22 protein-coding genes and 1 pseudogene are annotated in these 18,022 nt (G+C 38.7%); 4 read left to right on the forward strand and 19 right to left on the reverse strand.

Annotation, left to right across the window (positions count from 1 at the left end):
- Nucleotides 1-150: 150 nt before the first annotated feature.
- Nucleotides 151-537, reverse strand: a complete 387-nt coding sequence (locus WMO31_RS10310) for a hypothetical protein (protein WP_117848211.1) — start codon at nt 535-537, stop codon at nt 151-153.
- Nucleotides 538-775: 238 nt separating this feature from the next.
- On the opposite strand from WMO31_RS10310, the gene WMO31_RS10315 reads away from it, so the two are divergent.
- Genes WMO31_RS10315 through WMO31_RS10325 form a run of 3 tightly spaced genes read left to right on the forward strand, consistent with a single transcriptional unit; the run spans nt 776 to nt 1,995 of the window.
- Nucleotides 776-1,135 carry a PadR family transcriptional regulator gene (locus WMO31_RS10315; protein WP_117848143.1) on the forward strand — a complete coding sequence of 120 codons (360 nt, stop codon included), beginning with the start codon at nt 776-778 and terminating at the stop codon, nt 1,133-1,135.
- Complete coding sequence (locus WMO31_RS10320; RefSeq protein ID WP_367999658.1) at nt 1,128-1,502, forward strand: DUF6120 family protein; 375 nt, start codon at nt 1,128-1,130, stop codon at nt 1,500-1,502. Before WMO31_RS10315 ends, WMO31_RS10320 begins: the two co-directional genes overlap by 8 nt.
- A 13-nt stretch (nt 1,503-1,515) precedes the next feature.
- A complete protein-coding gene (locus tag WMO31_RS10325; RefSeq protein ID WP_303999332.1) occupies nt 1,516-1,995 on the forward strand; it encodes a hypothetical protein in 480 nt (159 codons plus the stop codon).
- Here the strand turns inward: WMO31_RS10325 and WMO31_RS10330 are convergent.
- From WMO31_RS10330 to WMO31_RS10340, 3 genes are read right to left on the reverse strand one after another with little or no spacing between them, the layout of a single operon-like run.
- Complete coding sequence (locus WMO31_RS10330; protein ID WP_367999659.1) at nt 1,990-2,262, reverse strand: helix-turn-helix domain-containing protein; 273 nt, start codon at nt 2,260-2,262, stop codon at nt 1,990-1,992. The two genes, WMO31_RS10325 and WMO31_RS10330, sit on opposite strands and share 6 nt — an antisense overlap.
- Nucleotides 2,255-4,294 (reverse strand): type IV secretory system conjugative DNA transfer family protein, encoded by a 2,040-nt coding sequence (locus WMO31_RS10335; RefSeq protein WP_367999660.1) that lies wholly within the window; start codon nt 4,292-4,294, stop codon nt 2,255-2,257. The genes WMO31_RS10330 and WMO31_RS10335 overlap by 8 nt, the downstream gene beginning before the upstream one ends.
- Complete coding sequence (locus WMO31_RS10340; protein WP_367999661.1) at nt 4,276-5,193, reverse strand: DUF3991 and toprim domain-containing protein; 918 nt, start codon at nt 5,191-5,193, stop codon at nt 4,276-4,278. Before WMO31_RS10340 ends, WMO31_RS10335 begins: the two co-directional genes overlap by 19 nt.
- 188 nt (nt 5,194-5,381) lie before the next feature.
- On the opposite strand from WMO31_RS10340, the gene WMO31_RS10345 reads away from it, so the two are divergent.
- Nucleotides 5,382-6,173 (forward strand): hypothetical protein, encoded by a 792-nt coding sequence (locus WMO31_RS10345; RefSeq protein WP_304027528.1) that lies wholly within the window; start codon nt 5,382-5,384, stop codon nt 6,171-6,173.
- Nucleotides 6,174-6,190: 17 nt separating this feature from the next.
- Here WMO31_RS10345 and mobP3 read toward each other — a convergent pair whose 3' ends face one another.
- The 15 genes and pseudogenes from mobP3 to WMO31_RS10420 form a co-directional block, all read right to left on the reverse strand.
- The gene (mobP3, locus tag WMO31_RS10350; protein ID WP_367999662.1) at nt 6,191-7,606 is read right to left on the reverse strand and encodes a MobP3 family relaxase; all 1,416 of its coding nucleotides are present in this window, start codon (nt 7,604-7,606) and stop codon (nt 6,191-6,193) included.
- Nucleotides 7,607-7,612: 6 nt separating this feature from the next.
- Nucleotides 7,613-8,032 (reverse strand): hypothetical protein, encoded by a 420-nt coding sequence (locus WMO31_RS10355; protein ID WP_367999663.1) that lies wholly within the window; start codon nt 8,030-8,032, stop codon nt 7,613-7,615.
- Nucleotides 8,033-8,418: 386 nt separating this feature from the next.
- Nucleotides 8,419-8,817: a hypothetical protein gene (locus WMO31_RS10360; RefSeq protein WP_367999664.1), complete on the reverse strand. Its 399-nt coding sequence runs from the start codon at nt 8,815-8,817 to the stop codon at nt 8,419-8,421.
- Complete coding sequence (locus WMO31_RS10365; protein ID WP_367999665.1) at nt 8,814-9,350, reverse strand: gamma-glutamylcyclotransferase family protein; 537 nt, start codon at nt 9,348-9,350, stop codon at nt 8,814-8,816. The genes WMO31_RS10360 and WMO31_RS10365 overlap by 4 nt, the downstream gene beginning before the upstream one ends.
- A 15-nt stretch (nt 9,351-9,365) precedes the next feature.
- Nucleotides 9,366-10,391 carry an amidoligase family protein gene (locus WMO31_RS10370; RefSeq protein ID WP_367999666.1) on the reverse strand — a complete coding sequence of 342 codons (1,026 nt, stop codon included), beginning with the start codon at nt 10,389-10,391 and terminating at the stop codon, nt 9,366-9,368.
- Nucleotides 10,388-10,627, reverse strand: coding sequence for a DUF6103 family protein (locus WMO31_RS10375; RefSeq protein ID WP_015524292.1), 240 nt, complete (start codon nt 10,625-10,627; stop codon nt 10,388-10,390). The genes WMO31_RS10370 and WMO31_RS10375 overlap by 4 nt, the downstream gene beginning before the upstream one ends.
- 14 nt (nt 10,628-10,641) lie before the next feature.
- Nucleotides 10,642-10,797 carry an NlpC/P60 family protein gene (locus WMO31_RS10380; protein WP_367999667.1) on the reverse strand — a complete coding sequence of 52 codons (156 nt, stop codon included), beginning with the start codon at nt 10,795-10,797 and terminating at the stop codon, nt 10,642-10,644.
- Nucleotides 10,798-10,809: 12 nt separating this feature from the next.
- Complete coding sequence (locus WMO31_RS10385) at nt 10,810-11,679, reverse strand: hypothetical protein (RefSeq protein WP_367999668.1); 870 nt, start codon at nt 11,677-11,679, stop codon at nt 10,810-10,812.
- A 108-nt stretch (nt 11,680-11,787) separates the two neighbouring features.
- On the reverse strand, nt 11,788-12,282 hold the full coding sequence (locus WMO31_RS10390; protein WP_186934440.1) for a helix-turn-helix domain-containing protein: 495 nt from the start codon (nt 12,280-12,282) through the stop codon (nt 11,788-11,790).
- A gap of 142 nt (nt 12,283-12,424) precedes the next feature.
- Nucleotides 12,425-12,871: pseudogene (locus WMO31_RS10395) on the reverse strand (type VI secretion protein); the annotation flags it as partial.
- A gap of 73 nt (nt 12,872-12,944) precedes the next feature.
- Complete coding sequence (locus tag WMO31_RS10400; protein ID WP_367999669.1) at nt 12,945-13,475, reverse strand: DUF4368 domain-containing protein; 531 nt, start codon at nt 13,473-13,475, stop codon at nt 12,945-12,947.
- 57 nt (nt 13,476-13,532) lie between these two features.
- Nucleotides 13,533-14,576, reverse strand: a complete 1,044-nt coding sequence (locus tag WMO31_RS10405; RefSeq protein ID WP_367999670.1) for a recombinase family protein — start codon at nt 14,574-14,576, stop codon at nt 13,533-13,535.
- Nucleotides 14,577-14,896: 320 nt separating this feature from the next.
- The gene (locus WMO31_RS10410; protein ID WP_295240690.1) at nt 14,897-16,231 is read right to left on the reverse strand and encodes a relaxase/mobilization nuclease domain-containing protein; all 1,335 of its coding nucleotides are present in this window, start codon (nt 16,229-16,231) and stop codon (nt 14,897-14,899) included.
- 32 nt (nt 16,232-16,263) lie between these two features.
- Entirely contained in the window at nt 16,264-16,575 is a 312-nt protein-coding gene (locus WMO31_RS10415) for a MobC family plasmid mobilization relaxosome protein (RefSeq protein WP_117705833.1), read from the reverse strand.
- 301 nt (nt 16,576-16,876) lie between these two features.
- Nucleotides 16,877-17,947: an AAA family ATPase gene (locus tag WMO31_RS10420; RefSeq protein WP_367999671.1), complete on the reverse strand. Its 1,071-nt coding sequence runs from the start codon at nt 17,945-17,947 to the stop codon at nt 16,877-16,879.
- Nucleotides 17,948-18,022 lie beyond the last annotated feature (75 nt).

Raw genomic sequence — 18,022 nt, forward strand, 5'->3', positions numbered from 1 at the left:
AACTATTTTGCTTCTTACCCTTACCTAATAACACAAAACCACAGGTGGTTGGTTTTACAAGTTATTACTCATTTGTAAATCCGATACTAAGAATATTAAGATATCAGGCCCAAAAAATTGGATACTCCTGAAGAGATTATCTTAGATATATCAATTTTGCCAATAATAGTCCATAGAATATGTACTGCCCGTTCCAACCTTATATTTTGTGTAGTCATATGTGCTGCTCGCTACAAGTTTCCAGCCGGTACCGGGAGTAACACCTGCGTAAATTGATGTACCGTTTCCAGTTGAGTTTGTATCCCTTACATAAGAATAATTCGATCCATTCTTTGTTCTGCACTGCAAAGGTGAGATGATCAAATTTGTGTAACCACTCGAACGAAGTATTACGCTCACCTTAGTACTTCCCTTTGCTGTGTACTCCAAACTGTGTGTATATGCACTTGCACTGATAGCAGAAAACGATGAGATTGCACAAACCGCCGCCATAATGGTAATAACCGTTCTCCTTACTTTGCTTTTCTTTGTTTTCATTATCGAAAACCTCCTTCCATTATTTATTATTTGTCTAAATTTTATCTGTAATTTGTTGCAACAATCACAAAACTACAATAAATTGGACAATGTTACCATAATTCAATTATCTTGTGATTAAATCATATCACTATTGACAAGGCTTGTCAATAATATTTTGAAATTTAAAATATTGAAATTACAATATTTTTATATATAATAGAATTGTTGGTAAATAATAATTTTGAAAAGGTATTTTATGGGTACTAAAAATAATTTTTTCAGCGGAATAACAGAAATTCTTATTCTGGCAATTTTGAATGACCATGATAGCTACGCCTATGAGATTGTTAAGTACATTAAGGAATTTTCCGACGGGTGCCTTGCGATTTCTCCAAACACCATTTACGCTGTTACCTACAAGCTTGAAAATGAGGGTAAAATCACCCAATATTCTAAACTTGTGAGCAAGCGGAGAACAAGAATTTATTATCATCTTGAATCAAACGGAAGGGATTATTACGCCCAACTACTAAACAACTTTTTTGACGCTTACAGGGGTGTAGAAAAAATACTTTCAACATTAAAAGAAAACACGGAGGATAAGGACAATGAATAAACTATGTAAGGAATATATCAACGAAATAAAAGCTATGTTTCCTGTAAAAGGAAAAGAGGAAAGAAAATACATAAAGAATCTAAGTAAGGATATAGAGGTCTACTGTGAGGAAGCAGACGCAACAACAAAGGAAGAACTTTATAAAAACTACGGAACTCCTGTTGATGTAGTAGCTGAATATTTTTCTGCTACCGGTGTTCCCTATGTTATTAAAAAGCTTAAAATCAGCAAATATATTAAATCATTAATCGCCGTAATCATTGCAGTTGCTTTAGTTCTTTCTACTGTGTATGGCGTTATATTATGGGAAGAACATCAAGCAATCATGAGGCAAGAAGTTGTTATCGCTGAAGAAGTAATTGAATAAAGGAGTAAAAACTATGAAGAAAACAATAACTATTACATTAATTATTGCACTTATTAGTTGTATATTTTTGAGTATTCCTGTAAGTGCTACAACTGCCGACAATACAGAAAGAACCATTGAATATTTAGATAATGGTGACTATATTGAAACAATAATTACTGACGATACTGCAAATCCAGGTATTTCTTTATATGCCACAAATACAATTACAAAAACAAAAACAAGATATTACAAAAACAGCAGTGGTACTGTACTTTGGTCAGTTGCAATTAAGGCTACATTTTCATACAATGGCAGTACATCGACCTGTACAAGCTGTTCCCATATTACAACAGCTCCAGCATCTGCTTGGTCTATAAAGAGTGCATCGCACAGCAAATCAGGCAACACGGCAACAGCAAAAGCAACAGCTACATGGAAAACAAGTGCTGGATCAAAAGATTATTCAATGTCAGTTACAATAAAGTGTAGTGCCACCGGCGTAGTGTCATAACCTTAAGTTAACTGGAATTATTTTAAACAGTAAACTACTTTTCTCACCGTTGCTTCTATATCTTTGCTTGGTTGTAATTAGTTTAGCATTTTTCAAATCCTTAATTGCCCTTCTTACTGTAGCAGGCGACAGCTTTATGTCGCCTGCTATTGTTTTTACAGAGGGCCAGCATTCGCCGTTTTTATTAGCTCGGTCGTGGAGGTAGGTATATACGGCAACAGCTCGGTGAGGCAAGTCCATTTGATACAAAAAAGTTAATCTACTCATTGCTGTTATCCCCCTGTGGTGGTCGCTCGGTTCTGACGACTACTTTTCCCTGCTTATTTCTGTTCTGTTCAACACTTGAATTTTCGGGTTCTTCTGTTGGCTCATATTTCTGTTCAGAATCGATAGTATTTCCACTGTCGGCTTGTTCCGCATTTGGCGAGGTTTTAAGATTTTCATTTTTCTTCTTTTTTTCACCGCTTGCTTCATCAAAATCCGAATCAGTAACAGTCTGTTCAAGATAGTGATGGCAGTATGTTTGGATTATGTTGTTGAACAACTCAGAACGGTTGGCATAGTGAACCTCACGGTTGCCGTTTTCCATGACCTCATACTTTTCTTCAAATTTAATACCCCATTTAAAAAACAGCTTTAGTTTTACTTTCATAGGATAAAAACCTGTTTTCATAACAACAAATGTGCCTTTTGGAAGTGACTTCAACTCATCGGGAGTCATCAAAGGTCTTTCTATCATCTGCAATGATTGTGACGGATCGTTTTTGCTCCTGCTTACAGAACCACTCATAACTGTTCTTGAGCCGAGTGCTTTTGATAGCACTTCTGCACTTGTGCTGTTAGGAGCAAAGCCACCGAAGATAGTCAGCTGTGTGTTGTCGATGATAACATCAGCACCCTCTTTGCCGTAGCTGCGTTCAAGCTGTGCAAAGGATTGAATGATTGGTACTATCTGCAACCGCCTTGAACGGGAGGCTGAAAACATCATTTCTGCTGAATCAATCTTTGGTAAAGTTCCAAACTCATCGCAGAAAAACACACAACGATTTTTCAGCACACCTCCATTTTCATCTGCAACTGAAAGTATTTCACGGTAGAGCTGTTGGATTATGAGTGACACCATAAAGAAGGTGTTGGGGTTTTCTTCGGGCATTACAATGAATATTGCACACTTTTCATTGCAGAATTTTTCAGCGTCTATTTCTGTATCAAAACACAAAAGCTGTTCAAGCTCGGAATCCAGAAAAGCATTCAGCCTTGAAAGTGCCGTACTCATAACGCTTGACATAGCTTGTTCAGCGGTATTTAGAGCCGCCCCTGCAAACCATTTTGCCTTGTGGTCGTCGGGAAGATAGTCCATTAAAAGTTGAAACTGATTTTTGCCTTTCTTATTGGTCGGAGCGAGTAATTCCTGAATGATTTTGAATACCGAAACAATATGCCGTTCTTCGGGTTTGCAGAATTCCGAAACAAGCAGAATAGTTGCTGTTAAAAGTCCCTCTGCCGCATCATAAAAGTAAGCGTTTTGTCCGAACGAAGCCGAGTCCATACCGGAAAGAATAATTGTTTTTGAAATAATTTTTGCATACTTTTCTGCTCTTGCCTTGTAAACAAGCTGTTCGGGTTCAGCTTTGAATAAGTCCATATACTTATTCACAAGATGCAGAAGATTATTTCCGTGAGAGCGTGTGGGATTGCGGAGGTCGATTACGGAAATTTTGTAGCCGTAATACTTTTCTGCTATCATTCCATAGTTGCGAACAATGTCGCCCTTAGTGTCAGTTGATAAAAATGACATACCCGTTGCACAGGCATATTCAATGCACGGATAAAGCCAAAATGCAGTCTTACCGACACCCGCCGCACCAATCATCAGAGCATGAACATCGCCTGTATCAACCATTGCTGTTGTGGTGCTGACAGGTTCTTTTTTCACGATTACCTTTTTGTTTTTCTTCTTTCGGAACAAATTTCTGAATTTTCTAAAAACATAAAATACCTTGTGGGTAAGGTTAATCAAGCGACCTATTGTCCTGTTTTTACAACCGACAACGATTCCTTGTTGTGTTGGTCTGCTTTTCGGATTTTTTCTCCACTTGTTCGGCTGAAAATTTATGTGTTTGTAGGTTCTCTTTATCTCCTTTTTAGTTGCCCAACGAGCCGTACCATATTGCCCTTGTCCGACCGTCTTGTTCTTTATGCGATTGAGAGAATAGTAATTGCCGACCGTAGAAATTATTATGAACAAAGCAAACATTGAACCTGTGACAATAATCAGCGTTATAATACCTGAGGGCATATTTCATCAGTCCTTTCACCGTTTAAAATATCCTCGTTCCAGTCCTTGTGGTTTGGAATAAGGATTTCGTTTTTGATATTCATTGAATTTAATTTTTCGGCTATGCGTTTGTTTGCTGTCTGTCCTGTCTCGTCATTGTCAAAGCAGAGAAACACATTTTTGATGTTCGGATTGTCTTGCAGACATTGAAAAAGCACCCTGTCCGAAACTGAACAGGATGCCCCATAGCTGTGACTTTTCCAATTTTCCTTATGCATACTTATGAATGACAGCATATCTATCGGTGCTTCAAACAAATATAATCTGTCGCTTTTTCCATGCCAATGAAAACTAAACTCAGGTTGACTGCCTGCAACATTTCCCTTATACGGATTGCTTGTTGCAGTTCCTCTCTTGTGTGCGTTGCGAGGGTTGCCGTTCAAATCATAACCTATGAATACAGCATTGTGATAATCGGCAGATTCATAAATCATCTTTCTACGCACAAATTCATAAAGCACATCTTTATCAATACCACGAGTAAACAGCAGATAAGAAAAAAGTCTGCTCATTCTGTCATTTCTCGGCGGCAGTTCAAATGGTTTGTGACTTATTTCTATGGGCGGTGAGGTTATGATTTGACCGCCACAGTTATTCAAAAGCATTTCTACCGCTTCGGCATAGTCCTTGTTGTAAAATCTGCGGACGAAGTCAACCGCATCGCCGCCTATCTGTTCGTACTGATGATACCAGAGGTGACCTCTGATTGTAACCTTTTGCGAGCCGTCAAGCCATTCGTATTCTGAGCCTGAACGCTTGACTTGCTCACCCTGACTGATTAAAAAATTTGCAAGGTCTGTTCTCCTTGCCTGTTCTCGCTGTTCTTTTGTAAAATGAATGTAGGTTGATATTTTAATCACTTCCTTGTATATATTTTTCTTTTCTGCTGTAATATCTTATAGTGGGTAGTTATTCTCTTATCACTGTGACAGGTGGCACCTGTCAGCGTTTTGGTGCAGTTACTCCTTGGCGGGAATTAAATATCTTTCTTGTTTAAAATAACATACTGTGCTATAATTTTATAAAAGCATTGAAAGGTTGTGAAGTGATGAATGGAATAGAAAACAAATTTGCTAAATTTTCTAATCGATTAGATAAAACTCTTGGTATCAAAATCTTTGCTCTTATATCATCAGTCCTGCCATTACTTTTTTATGTTAATTCTTTTATGTTTTCAATTAACTGCCAAAATTTGTACGGCATACCATCAAAATATTTTAGTATTACTATGCACGATATCATGCCATATGCTATCCTATTTTTCTTTATTGTTGTTGCCTTTATTTATAATTATTTCTTCTATAAAAACAATAATTTAGGAAACAATCTATCAAGTAAGATTTTTTATTTAAGTGGCGCAATAGTTCCTGGTCTTGTTTTCTCTATAATTGAATTCACGCTTTTTTATATATTTTCATTAAAATTCAATTGGATTGAAAATTTTCTAACTCCTCTTTTTGTAACAGTAATTTACATTGTAATGCTTATCGTCAGCACATTCTCGTTTGTGAAAATTCCAGATAGTATATCAGGACACCTGAAACTCAAAAAAAGAATAAAAAAATCAACTGTATTCTTTTCTGTTATTATATATGCATCTATAACAATAAGTTATATTTTTCTATTTTTCAATGCAACTCCAATTAGCAAATCATATGAAACAACTACAATAAACAATAATAAATATGTTATTTTATCCGAATATGAAAGCGATTATTTAGTTGTAAAATATGATGATACAAATGAAACCACCATATTTTTTACGAGTGAATATCAACTTGTAAATAAAGAAAATCTAAATATAAAACCTTTAAGTTTCCCAAATATTGAGTATAAATAAGATCTTTTTTCGAACTACTAATGTATCCCCAATCCCTGCTTTTTATCATTAATCTTCTGTTGTAATTTTTTATCCGTCCTTTGCGCTTTCTGCTTTTCTTCAAAGCGGAGTTGATTCTGAATCATATTGCCGAGGTAGCGCAGGAGATAAAGAGAAGAAACTGCAACGCTGTTGCGGTTGGTTTTAATTGAATAATGAGGATACAGAACACCTTTGTCTGAATCAAAAACTGATTTGGCAGAGGTGTTTTCTTCATATTTAAAGGGACTTGAAACAGATTCATTGTCCGAATTTTCGCTTTTCTCAACCACATCTTCAGTGAGATTTAGTTTCAACGCTTCCTTAATTACAGCGTTCTTGATTGACTTAAATTCCTTGTTTTGGGCAAGAGGAATCCTGTCAGGCATTTCATCTGTGTAGGTGCGGATTGTATTTTCCTTTTGCTCGTACCAGAGGTCATACAGCTTTTTAATTCTATTGTCGTTGGCAAGCTCATCAACAATGGAATCAACGATTGCTTTTACATCGGGGTTCAGATAACCGTAAACCTTTTTACCTTTCGTTTTTGAAAGCCTGTCGGCAAGCTCTAACAGCTTATGCTGAATTGACGCGCTGATATATATTTCAGAGTTAATCTTTGAAACCAAATTCTCTACTATGTCACGAGCCTCAGCACGGAGCCTATCTCTATGTTCGGTTTGCCTTTCATATGTGCACAATAAATCTTGCTGAAAAATATCTTTTGCAAATGACGAACGCAGATTTTCAAGTCCCTTTTGCGTGAGATAGCCTTCGTTCTCCACAGTTGAATACGCAATCAAATGCACATGAGGGTGGTGCGATTCATTATGAAATGCCGCATACCAACGAAGATTCTCCATTGGTATTTTCAGATTTTTCGCAAGTGCTTCGGTCTGAGTGCGGAGCATATCCCGCCAACGAGTTCCGGTATTAAAACCAAGCCGTTCCGCATCCTCTCTGCGAATAGAAATTATCGCAGTCCAGATATTTCCCTTGTGTTTGTCAAGTTCTTCTGTTACTTTACTCAACTGAACCTGCACACCGTCATCTGTGAACAGTCCGTGCGAGCCGAATCTCTCGGCACGAGGACGGGTAGCAATGTAATCAGCATATGCTTTTCTGCCTGAGATTTCATAAGCGTAATCTTCCATAACTCTTGAGATAAAATCAGATGCCGAGCCTTGATTTTGCTTTTCAAGGTAATCGACATATTCAAACATATCCTTGCTGTCGGGAAAATCCTTTAAGATTTTTTCGATTAGATTCTTCTGTTTTTCTGTTGCAGGAGCAAACTTTTTAGTGTCATCAATTTTCTCAACTCCCTCACGGGTGGCAATATATTTTGCATAACCGCCTGCGCTAACTTTTCGATTCGGCTTGAGATATTTAAACTTTGTAACTAACCTTGCCACAAATAATTATCCTTTCTGCCAATCGTATGCGTCATCAAATGAGAACGAACCGTTGAGCCGTTTGACTTCCTTGACGCACTCACCACGAAGTTTTGTAAGAGTCATCTTGTCAATATCCTGTGACGAGGCAATAATATTCATTGTCATAGCCAGCTCTACAGCTAATTTAAAAATCAGTCTGCTCATTCGGTTGTCGCTCTCAGCGACTATAGACTTCAATGTAGAGGTAACCACATTAGGAAGATACTGACTGTTGTCGTTTGAGGACAGGTAACCCACATAGAAAATTATTGCCTTTTCAATAAATTCACTTCGACTCCTGCAGTTATCTTCCTCGTAGATATTCTGAACCATGTCAAGCGTGGATTCCTTTATCCAGAGTGCAAACTTCCGCTTAACTTCTTTTCTGTTATCCGTTTCATTCAAGTGCAAAACCTCCTGTTTTGTCACAACCCACAGTTGCAACTCCTTTATTTTTGGCATTTTATTCGGCTAATCGGGCAGTTAAACCCACAAGTACAACCCCAAGGCTGAAAATTAACCCCTATGGATTTTTGAGGCTGAAAAGTGCGAAAAACCGCATGGCAGTCGGCGTTGCCGTCTGCCGTAAACCGACACGAGGGAGCGACTGCAACCCCGTGTCTTTCTCCTGCTTAAAATTCCACCCTTGAAAAACTGCCCGATTTGCCGAAACTTCGATTTTTCACACCTTGCCACAAACCGCCCTGTTTCATTTTTTCTTTGAATTCGGATACTTTCCCGACTTCTTCTTTAAAAGCCGACACAGGGCGAGTGTAGCGAGAATACCGCCGTTATTCTGCTTTTATTGATTTACCGTTTATTACTTCAAAATTACACTCTGTATATGACAGTCCGTACTCCTTAACCTCACGATTCAGAATATCGAACATTGATTGTTCAATACTTCGAGGGGATAACTTAATTTCGTCCGATAGCGTATCATAGCAAATCCATTCCTCGCTCTCGGGTGTGTCCTTTACAAGAATGTCAAAGCCGAGGAGCATTTTATCGGGAGTTGGAAATACAACAGCATTGATTTTTACACAGCCGACTGTGAGTGAAGCAAAGAGAGTGTCGTGCTTGTCCTTTGGATTTTCAGAAAGTAATTTCTTGACTTCGTTCACCGACAAATACATTTTGAAAATATATTTATTACCGAGTTGCTTTTTCAATTTCTTTCTCTCGTTCATAAACTCATACCGCCAATCTCATTTGTAAAATCTTCAACCTCATCTTCATCGGGTGAATCAAACAGATTGTTCTGTTCAAGGTTTTCATAGAATTTTTCTGCACTGTCATTCACGGCTTCGTTTAAAACTTTCATATCAAAACCGCAGTCCTTATAACCTTGCGATACTGTATCGTAATAGCTTGCACTTGGCAAGCCGAAATCCTGCTTAAGATTCATAATGTAAACCATTGCAGTAAGTTCCAAACCGTTATTCAGTTTCACAGGTAATTCCTGTTTGAAGTAGTGTGACGGATAACCCTCGTAGCGGTCAAGCAATCTTTCATCTCTCGGCTGAAGCTCCCACAGTGCAACGGGAACGGACTTGCCACTGCAAGGTGCGATTGTTGCGTATGAACAGTGAGGCATACCCTTGAACTGCAATTCGTAATTTTCAATTGTACCTTTGCCAACAAGTTTGGCTGTGGGGCAACGAAATTTCATCTGTTCAAGATTGAGGTTACTGCCGTAGGCAATGTATAATTTTTTACTCATAATAGATTTCTCTCCTTACATACTCATAATAAAACCCGAAGTTTCTTCCTGTTCATCATTTGGGACAAGATTGACTTCGGGTTCGTTGATATTTATATTTTCGTTTGTGTTATTAAGTTCTGCGGCTCGTTTTTGAGCAAGTCTTTCCTTTTGCTTTTCAGCCTGCGAAGGATCCTTCCACGCAATGTTACCATCAAGATTTTTCAGCAGATGATGACGAGCTGTTTTGAACTCGTCACCTATCAAACCCAATCTCAAAAGCCACGTTCTGAAAGTGTACTTTTCATTATTTGATACAGTTTTAGCGTGTCTTGCAGACTTCTGAATCAACGCCTGATGACTGATTGCAAGGCAAAGCTGAATCGCACTTTTGACCTTTCCTGCGTGTAAAGTGGAATTGAATAGACGAAATTCAATCGTACCCTTGTAGAACACGCTGTGAAGATTCAGTGCATGGTAGCGTGTGTCATCATAGTGTCGGTAGCTGTAATCCTCGCCGTCATACCACATTGACTTGAATTGCTCCATAGACATCGGAGGACGGTTATTGATTTCATCAAGAAAGCGTGTGTCCATCTTCTGGCAGTAATGTTCTCTTGACACATTCACTTTTAACGCCTTATAAAGCAAGTCCTCTTTCGCCGCCATAATGTTTACGATATTGCGAAGTGTTTTCGGGGTATGCGGAGCCGCATTAATATGGCAATGCAGACCACAGCTTGAGTTGACTCTCGCTCCTGCACCACGAAGCTTTCTCACTAACTCCTGTATGGTTTCAATGTCATCGTAATTACAAATCGGAGTGACAAATTCAACCGAGTACAGTGAGCTTGCATTCTGCCCTGAACGGTTTTCACAACGGACGCTTGCGTCACGCATAATCTTCCACATCCTGCCGTCATTATCACGAACAGAATACGCATCATAACAGCCGCCGACATGCGTTGCGTCCGTATGAAAATAACCGGCAATCACTTTCGCCGCAGTACTTCGAGTGATGCCGGTCATTTCTATTTCTATTCCAAAGTTTTGATTTTTCAAGTTGCCACCTCTGTATTTTCTTCTTGTGGCTTTTGCTTTTTAGGCTTTGGCGGTTTTGCCAAAACAGACTTCATATCAATAAACTCTCTGACATTTGCAGGAACATATTTTGCATACAGAGAATCAACGGATTTTTCAAGCTCTTCTTTGAAATCCAAATCACGCTGTGACATATACAGTCTGATTGCATTCAGCTTTTCATCATCGTACATTATGCCTACGCTTGTTTTCTTCATAAAAAATCACCTCGTCATTTCTTGCTTTGGTTTACATATTTTATATTTGGTATTTTCAGCCACTTTGTCCATCCTCGACCTGAGAGCTGAGTTTTGACAACTCCGTAGGCTGTGCCTTGTGCTTCGATAACTTCTCCGTTGCCGATATATACACCGATGTGACCGTCCATCCAGACAGCAAGTCAGGGCGTATCGGGCATAGTTGAAATCGGGCCGCTTTCTGTAACTCTACTCCAAATGGAGTTTGCTCCGCAGTCGTTAAAACCGTTTGAGCCTGCGACAATTTCTCCGCTGTCAGAGTTGTACCAAGTATATGATTTTATCAAACCTATGCAATCACAAGCTCTCTTGCCGAGCCATTTTTCACCGAACTTTCTCATCTCACCTCCTGCCTCGTTATTTCCGGGAAACAACGACGCCTGTTGGTCGAGATATTGTTTTGTGCAGACCTGACCGTAACCGCCGTACACATAACCCCAGTCATTTTTGTATGCGTTCTCGCACCACTTGACAAGGTCGAGATTGTTCTTCGTGGTCTTGTCAGTAAAGCCTGCGGTACTGATTTCCGCACCCTTGATTGACTGCATCATCTTTTGGAACTCGTCATACTTTATCTCCGTTCCGAATTTCTGATTGACGGTTTTTATCAAATCCTCATCAGACTGATTCTTCTTGAAACAGGATACAAAGTTTTTTACAAAGTCCTCATCCTCTGATTTATCGGACAGAGAAAACAGATAGATAACCTCTGCTTGTGTGTTATAGTCGGACAACTTTTTATTTTTCAGTTGATTTTCAACCTCTGTCATCGTATCGTTGATAAGCTGTAGATTTTCCATCTGCTCTGCTGAGATATTTTCCTGTATGGACTGATAGAGCTTGTCAGTGTCAATATCCATACTGCCGTTGAAAACTGACACAACTGCAACAATCGGCATAACCACAATTATGATTATGCCGATTATTATACCGCCTATTATTTTTATTACCTTTTTATCTGTGAGCAGTGCAACTGCTATTTTCTTTAGTGCCGCACCTATGGTTGCACTCATTGAATCACCTCCGCAAATAAAAATCCGATTGACTTTCATTTAAGAAAAACAATCGGATTATAATATTTTTTAATTGTAAAAATAATCTTAAACAGGATATTGACTATCTCACTTATAAAGACAGTTTTCTACATAAATCATCATTCTGTTATTCTGGTAACCATATTCAATAAATGCTATCAATGGCACTAATCCAACAAACCATGGTTTACTGACAACAAATGGCAATACAAAAGCGACAATTATAATTAACAATAAAACAACAAAAAGTGATATATGCTCCTTACGCCATTTCTTTTTGAAATATGCTTTTCTTTCCTCAAACGAGAATGCACTTTCTTTTGAAACAGCAATTATGTTTTCATCTGCATTTTTCCGAAACTCTTCGTCTGACATCTTTTGTCCAGCCAACAATTCATTTATGCTAACATTAAATTCCTTTGCAAGTAGTTGGAGCATTTCAATGTCTGGCATATAGTTACCATTTTCCCAGCGAGATATTGTTTTGTTTGTTACACCAATTTTCTCTCCGAGCTTCTCTTGAGTTAGTCCGCTCTGCCGACGAAGCGTAGCAATAAATTTACCGATTTTTATTTGATCCATGACGTTCACCTCCGAAAATATGGTACATCAACGGTTATGAGAATTCTTTCCCACAAACAGAGAATGTGTCAAATATCAATTTATTAACCTGTTATTTTGTAATTATCATACCACAATTTTAAAATTCTGTCTATTCAAAATTTTATCTTCCACCTGCACTTCCGAAAATCTCTGCTTTATATTCAGGAGCCTGAACAAGAAGCAGATACCTTTCATTACCGCACCTATACAGGCAAGTTCCTCGCTCACCAAATTTGATTAAGGCATACTCGTTTGGCTCAACCATTAGTGCATCTTCAAAGTCCTTCGGATTGATATTGCCGGGGAAAAATAAGAAGTGATGAGTAGGAATTGAGAACAGCGGTTTTGTATATTCTTTAACGCTAGGAATCAGAAAATCGTCTATATTCTGACTGGCTAAAATCATGGCTGAATCTTTCTTGCGTACGCGCTTCATTGCGTTGCGGATATATTCAATAGCTGTAAGATTTGAAAGGAACAAATACAATTCATCTATCGATGCAACAGTGTTTCCCTCACCCAATAACTTGTTTGACATATAGGAAAGAATGTTGAACAGCATTGCATCTGCGTAATATCATTATTGTCAGAAAATATTTCTTTTACAACCGAGGGGAAATTTCGCCCCTCGGCATCTTGATTTATGCGGTTTTAATCTCTTTATGCCATACATTAAGCTGTTCCTTGCGCTCAACGGTGAAGTAAATCACAATATCATTTCCGCATTCTGTTGAATGCCATTTTGCCTTTTCGTGCACCTCAATTCTGCTGATGAATGCTCTGAGAATTTCAGGCGTCAGTTCCTGAATGTCAATGTACTTCTTTGCATTTTCAATAAAGTCTTGAATCAACTGCTCTCGCTTTTCGTTCTCATCAAGAAAGGCGTTCATCTCATTAAGCTTAGTTTTCAGTTCTGACTGCTCGGTTTCATATCCTGATGACAATGATTCGTAGCGTTCAACAGAAATTCGTCCGAGCACTCGGTCTTCGTACAGACAACGGATGATACTTTCAAGCTCTGCTATTCTTTGTTCTGCCGCTTCTTTTTCCCTCAGATAAGTTTTCATTTCACGCTCGGCTTCGGCTCTTGCATTACGGCTTGCTATTTCATAAAATTCTTCGGGATTCTCACGTACATATGCCGTTACCTCTCTCAGTTTTTGAAGTATCACAGCGTGTAAATCCTGTTCGCTGATTCTGTGTGCCGTACAGTGATTATTACCGTATCGCTAATAGGTTTTGCAAAGGTAGTTGTTTTCTTTAGGATACTTAAGCACTCGGCGAAGATACATTCTGCTTTTGCAATCGGCACAATAAACTAACCCGGCAAACACATCTGTCTTACCTGATTTATTCGGTTTTCTTCTTCCTGCAAACCACTTCTGCACCATTTCAAAGGTGGATTTATCAATGATAGCCTCGTGGGTATTTTCAAATATTAGCCAATCCTTGCGGTCGTTGTGAATTTGCTTTTTCAGCTTATTTGATTTGGTGGTGGTTTTGTAGTTCGCCGTTGTGCCGATATATACCTCGTTTACAAGCATTCCTCTAAGTGTAACATCACTCCACAGATAGGGATTATTCAGCTTCAAGCCATTTTCTTTTCTGCCGTATTTGTAGTAGGCATATGCGCTTGGCGACATAATTTTATCTCTTTCAAGAGTCATTGCAATCGTACGGGTTCCCACTCCGTTGACATACATATCAAAGATTCGTTTTACCACGGGAGCAGTGTCGGGATCGGGTACTAACCTGTTATCTTCGGATTTCATATATCCGTAAGGAAGCTTAGAGCCTATCCTTTCACCACGCTCTGCCTTTGCTCTTTGGACTGCCCTGATTTTTTTGGATGTGTCAGCAGCAAAGAAATCATTGAAGTAATTACGGATTCCGATAAATTCATTACAGCCTTTTTCGGAATCAACACCGTCATTTACGGCAATATATCTCACATCGTTCTGAGGGAATATAATTTCAATATATGTACCGGTTTTAAGGTAATCTCTGCCGAGTCGGGAAAGGTCTTTTGTGATAACAGTTCCGATTTCTCCTTTTTCCATATCGGCAATCATACGCTTGAAGTCAGGGCGTTCAAAGGATACTCCGCTGTAACCGTCATCAATATAGAACCGACAGTTGCCAAAGCCGTTATCGGCGGCATATTTTTCGAGCATACTTTTTTGATTTTTAATGCTGTTTGATTCACCCTCTAACTCGTCCTCCTGAGAAAGACGGCAGTAGAGTGCGGTAATCTTTTGTTGGTTTGATTTCATAATTTTTTCATCCTTTCCGAGCCGTTCAGGCTCTGTTGAATCAAACCGAATAGGATTGCAAGTCAACAATACTCCTACTCGGTTTGAATGTCCAGTAAAATATTTATCCCGTTTTTCGTTCAAGTAAATTTTTAATTTTTTCATCGGCACTTGGGTTGTCACCGTTCTCGGTTCCGATAGGAAATACCTATGTGACTAAAAATGTCTTTTTGCCGATTTTAACCTTATCGCTTTCGTACAGATGACGGCGGTTAAACGCAATATCGTTTCTTGTGATTGGTGTTATTCTATTTTCAGTTTCGTTCATGGCAATCCTTTCTTTACATCTTCATACCAAATCCGCCTTGTGGATTTTCTTGTATGTTCTTTCTCTCTTTACGAGGTTTTTTCATTGTAGTGCAGTCCTCTACAGGGTGGTTGCTGTCTAAAATATTTGTGAGATTTGCGACCAGATATGCAATATCATTTCCGTTATTGCTGTAATAGCTGTCGGTATCAAAGCCAGGAAAAACAGTATCCTCACATGATGATTCAGTTTCTCCTCCGCCTGACTGATACTGTATGAATATTTCTCGCTCGTGCTCCCAACCTGTTGTGAAGCATTCTTCGCCGCATTGTTTATCTGACTGACGTAATTGTTCGTCATATCCTGAAGCTCCTTCTTGAAGGTCTGCGCCATTGCATTGGAATTGTCGATAGACTTCTGCAAGGAATTCATCTGGCGGTTGAGGTATATCCGTATTTCCTCTTTCGTAGTCAGTTCTGAAATTTCGTCCAGTATTGATTTCAGCATATCTATCTGTGCTGTCTGAGTTGAAATTAATGCTTTCCAGTTCTGCTCCGTAACCGCTACGCAGGGTTCTGCTTTTGAGGCGATTTGCATTTGCTTTTTGGCTTGTTCCTTTAATTCCTGTGGTGATTTCTTCCCGTATTCTGAATTCATTTTCCATATTCTCCTTAAGATATTTTTCTTCGTGTAATTTATTATCCCTGCACTTCATTCCATTTGGTGTAGTGTAGGTAATGCTTTTTCTTTCTGCCGTCCATTTAACTTCATAGCCTTCGTTCTCCATCAGGCTTATGAAATGTTCCTTTGAGGTTGCATATTTCATAGCTTCATCAACAGCTATTGCAAGCTGTAACTTCCAGCTTTGACCTTTGTCTGCTGAACGATATTCTCTTGCCGACATCTGTTTTACTTTTGGTTGCTTAGGAATTACAACTGATAAACCGTATTTTCTGCATAGGTTGTCAGAATAATCTCTCAACCGTTGTATCTCATTTTTATCTGGATGATATTTCAATCCTGTTTCAGCACTGACAGAATTTAAAATGAAGTGTGAATGTATATGCTCTCTGTCAATATGAGTAGCAACTAAAACTTCATAACCTTTGAATTGCTCTTGTGCAAACTTCAAAGCAATTTCGTGAGCAGTTTCGGGTGTTATAGGTTCATCGGGGTGGAACGACTGAAACAAATGATAGTACATTCTGCCATCAGTTTTTCTATATTGAATTTTAGTATTCATCATTTCATTGAACGCTGACTCTGCTACACAATTCACTCCGCTCACCAGCTTTCTGCCATCGTACAAAGTTTTCTTATCCTGTTTGCAGTAGGCAAGGATTGAAGCTAACCCTTGCCGTGACTGCATTTGTTTGCTTGCGATAAATTTTACTGTTGCTATTATGACCACCTCTTTCTGTCAAGCAAATCGGTAAGTAGTTTATTCATCTCTGCATACTGATTTGTAAGTTCAGCAAGATTAAAGCAAATGACTTTACCCATATTGCAAAGTGTTGCAATTTGATTTAAGTTTCTGCCGATAGCCTTTTGCTGACGGATAATTTCATCAAGTCCGTCAACAACAAAGATTTGTTTTCCGAGGCAAGCCTTCGTTATATATTCGGTTAAAGTTAAATTTGCCTTGTCTGCTTTATTGTGAATCTTCTGTAAATCGGATTCCGATATTCTTATGCTCATTTTTCTGTCTTTCATTTAGGTTTCCTCCTTTGCCAATAAAGTGGGTTCGGGCTTCTGCCCGTATATTGCATTCGGCAGGTCAGCGACCAGCCGAATGCGTTGCTTGCCACAGCTTAAAAGCTGTGAAAATGTGAACCCCAACTTTACGCTGAATTCATAATCCGTTATATAGAATTACTTTCGCTCACAAACCGCCCAAATTTTGATTTTTGCTTGAAGTCGGGTACTTTATCCGTTTTCTCTTGAAAGTCGGACAAACCGCCAAATTCTGCCCAACATCTGCATCGTGGACGATAAGGACGATAAAAACGATAAATCAAACGGCTATATTTTCATCGTACTTATCGTACCTAACGTACTCGCTATCTGAATTATCAATCTCAAAATCATATTTGATTTCAACCTTTCTGATGTTATTTTCCTTATACGATTTGAAATAAATATGATTGTCATTCAAGTCATACTTCCACTTATTCATCATCCTTTTCAGAATGCGAGCCGAAAGATTTTTGCCTGAATAAGCATTATATCGTTCAAGAAATTCTGCATTGCTTCCGTTGAAATATTTTTCTGCTTTCATCATCTCAATGAGCAAGTTCATTTCATCAGGCAAAAGCATATTCGGATTCTCTGCGCTGTCTGCAGTCATTTTCCAAGTGCAATCCTCTTTTGAAAATGCAAGCTCAATTTCTCTGTCCTCAATATCTCTTCCCGTGCAAAATAAAGTTGCGTTGCCCTGCGTGCGATTGCTTTTTTTCAAAACAAATAGAGCATCGGCACAGCCAGCTATACCATTTGTACCTGAAATCTCATTGATTGGGTCAGAGTCGCCTTGCTTTCTTAAATGATGAACCAGAAGAATAGCAATTTTCAACTCATCAGCAAGTTTTTTGAGTTTCTGTACCTCAAGATAATCATTTGAATAGCTCGAGTCATTTTTTGCAGAACGGATAAGTTGAAACGTGTCAATGATTATCAAGACAGTATCCATATGCTCATCAACAAAAGTTTGAATCTGTTCTTCCAACCTTTCATCAAGTTTTGAACAATCCGTAACAAAATGAACATCACTCGGCACTTCATCGGTTATCGCTGTCAGCCTGTCCTGCAATCTGCTTTCATCATCTTCAAGTGACAGATACAGAGTTGTACCGCTGTCGGTATGCAGATTCCATACATCTTTGCCTTTTGCAATCCGAACGCACCAGTCAAGAACAAGCCACGACTTACCTACCTTTGGTGAGCCGGCTATAATCGAAAGACCGCTTGCAAGAAGTGAATTGATTATAAACTTCTTTCTCGGCAAATCTTTTTCAACAAGACTTGCACCGTCGATTGAATCAAATCTTGCCTTACTGCTCAACTCCAAATTTAAATTCTTAATCATTTTTCTCCTTTCCCTGTTACTCATACCTCATATGATTTCAAAATATTTTAGCTTTGGTATGGTTATTCAGTTGTA

The sequence above is a fragment of the Ruminococcoides intestinale genome, assembly GCF_040095935.1.
GTDB lineage: Bacteria > Bacillota > Clostridia > Oscillospirales > Acutalibacteraceae > Ruminococcoides > Ruminococcoides intestinale.

Coding starts and splice junctions, on each gene's coding strand:
- WMO31_RS10310 (WP_117848211.1), bottom strand. CDS start 537: ATGAAAACAAAGAAAAGCAAAGTAAGGAGAACGGTTATTACCATTATG.
- WMO31_RS10315 (WP_117848143.1), top strand. CDS start 776: ATGGGTACTAAAAATAATTTTTTCAGCGGAATAACAGAAATTCTTATT.
- WMO31_RS10320 (WP_367999658.1), top strand. CDS start 1,128: ATGAATAAACTATGTAAGGAATATATCAACGAAATAAAAGCTATGTTT.
- WMO31_RS10325 (WP_303999332.1), top strand. CDS start 1,516: ATGAAGAAAACAATAACTATTACATTAATTATTGCACTTATTAGTTGT.
- WMO31_RS10330 (WP_367999659.1), bottom strand. CDS start 2,262: ATGAGTAGATTAACTTTTTTGTATCAAATGGACTTGCCTCACCGAGCT.
- WMO31_RS10335 (WP_367999660.1), bottom strand. CDS start 4,294: ATGCCCTCAGGTATTATAACGCTGATTATTGTCACAGGTTCAATGTTT.
- WMO31_RS10345 (WP_304027528.1), top strand. CDS start 5,382: ATGAATGGAATAGAAAACAAATTTGCTAAATTTTCTAATCGATTAGAT.
- WMO31_RS10360 (WP_367999664.1), bottom strand. CDS start 8,817: ATGAACGAGAGAAAGAAATTGAAAAAGCAACTCGGTAATAAATATATT.
- WMO31_RS10365 (WP_367999665.1), bottom strand. CDS start 9,350: ATGAGTAAAAAATTATACATTGCCTACGGCAGTAACCTCAATCTTGAA.
- WMO31_RS10375 (WP_015524292.1), bottom strand. CDS start 10,627: ATGAAGAAAACAAGCGTAGGCATAATGTACGATGATGAAAAGCTGAAT.
- WMO31_RS10380 (WP_367999667.1), bottom strand. CDS start 10,797: ATGGACGGTCACATCGGTGTATATATCGGCAACGGAGAAGTTATCGAA.
- WMO31_RS10385 (WP_367999668.1), bottom strand. CDS start 11,679: ATGAGTGCAACCATAGGTGCGGCACTAAAGAAAATAGCAGTTGCACTG.
- WMO31_RS10390 (WP_186934440.1), bottom strand. CDS start 12,282: ATGGATCAAATAAAAATCGGTAAATTTATTGCTACGCTTCGTCGGCAG.
- WMO31_RS10405 (WP_367999670.1), bottom strand. CDS start 14,576: ATGAAATCAAACCAACAAAAGATTACCGCACTCTACTGCCGTCTTTCT.
- WMO31_RS10410 (WP_295240690.1), bottom strand. CDS start 16,231: ATGCAGTCACGGCAAGGGTTAGCTTCAATCCTTGCCTACTGCAAACAG.
- WMO31_RS10415 (WP_117705833.1), bottom strand. CDS start 16,575: ATGAAAGACAGAAAAATGAGCATAAGAATATCGGAATCCGATTTACAG.
- WMO31_RS10420 (WP_367999671.1), bottom strand. CDS start 17,947: ATGATTAAGAATTTAAATTTGGAGTTGAGCAGTAAGGCAAGATTTGAT.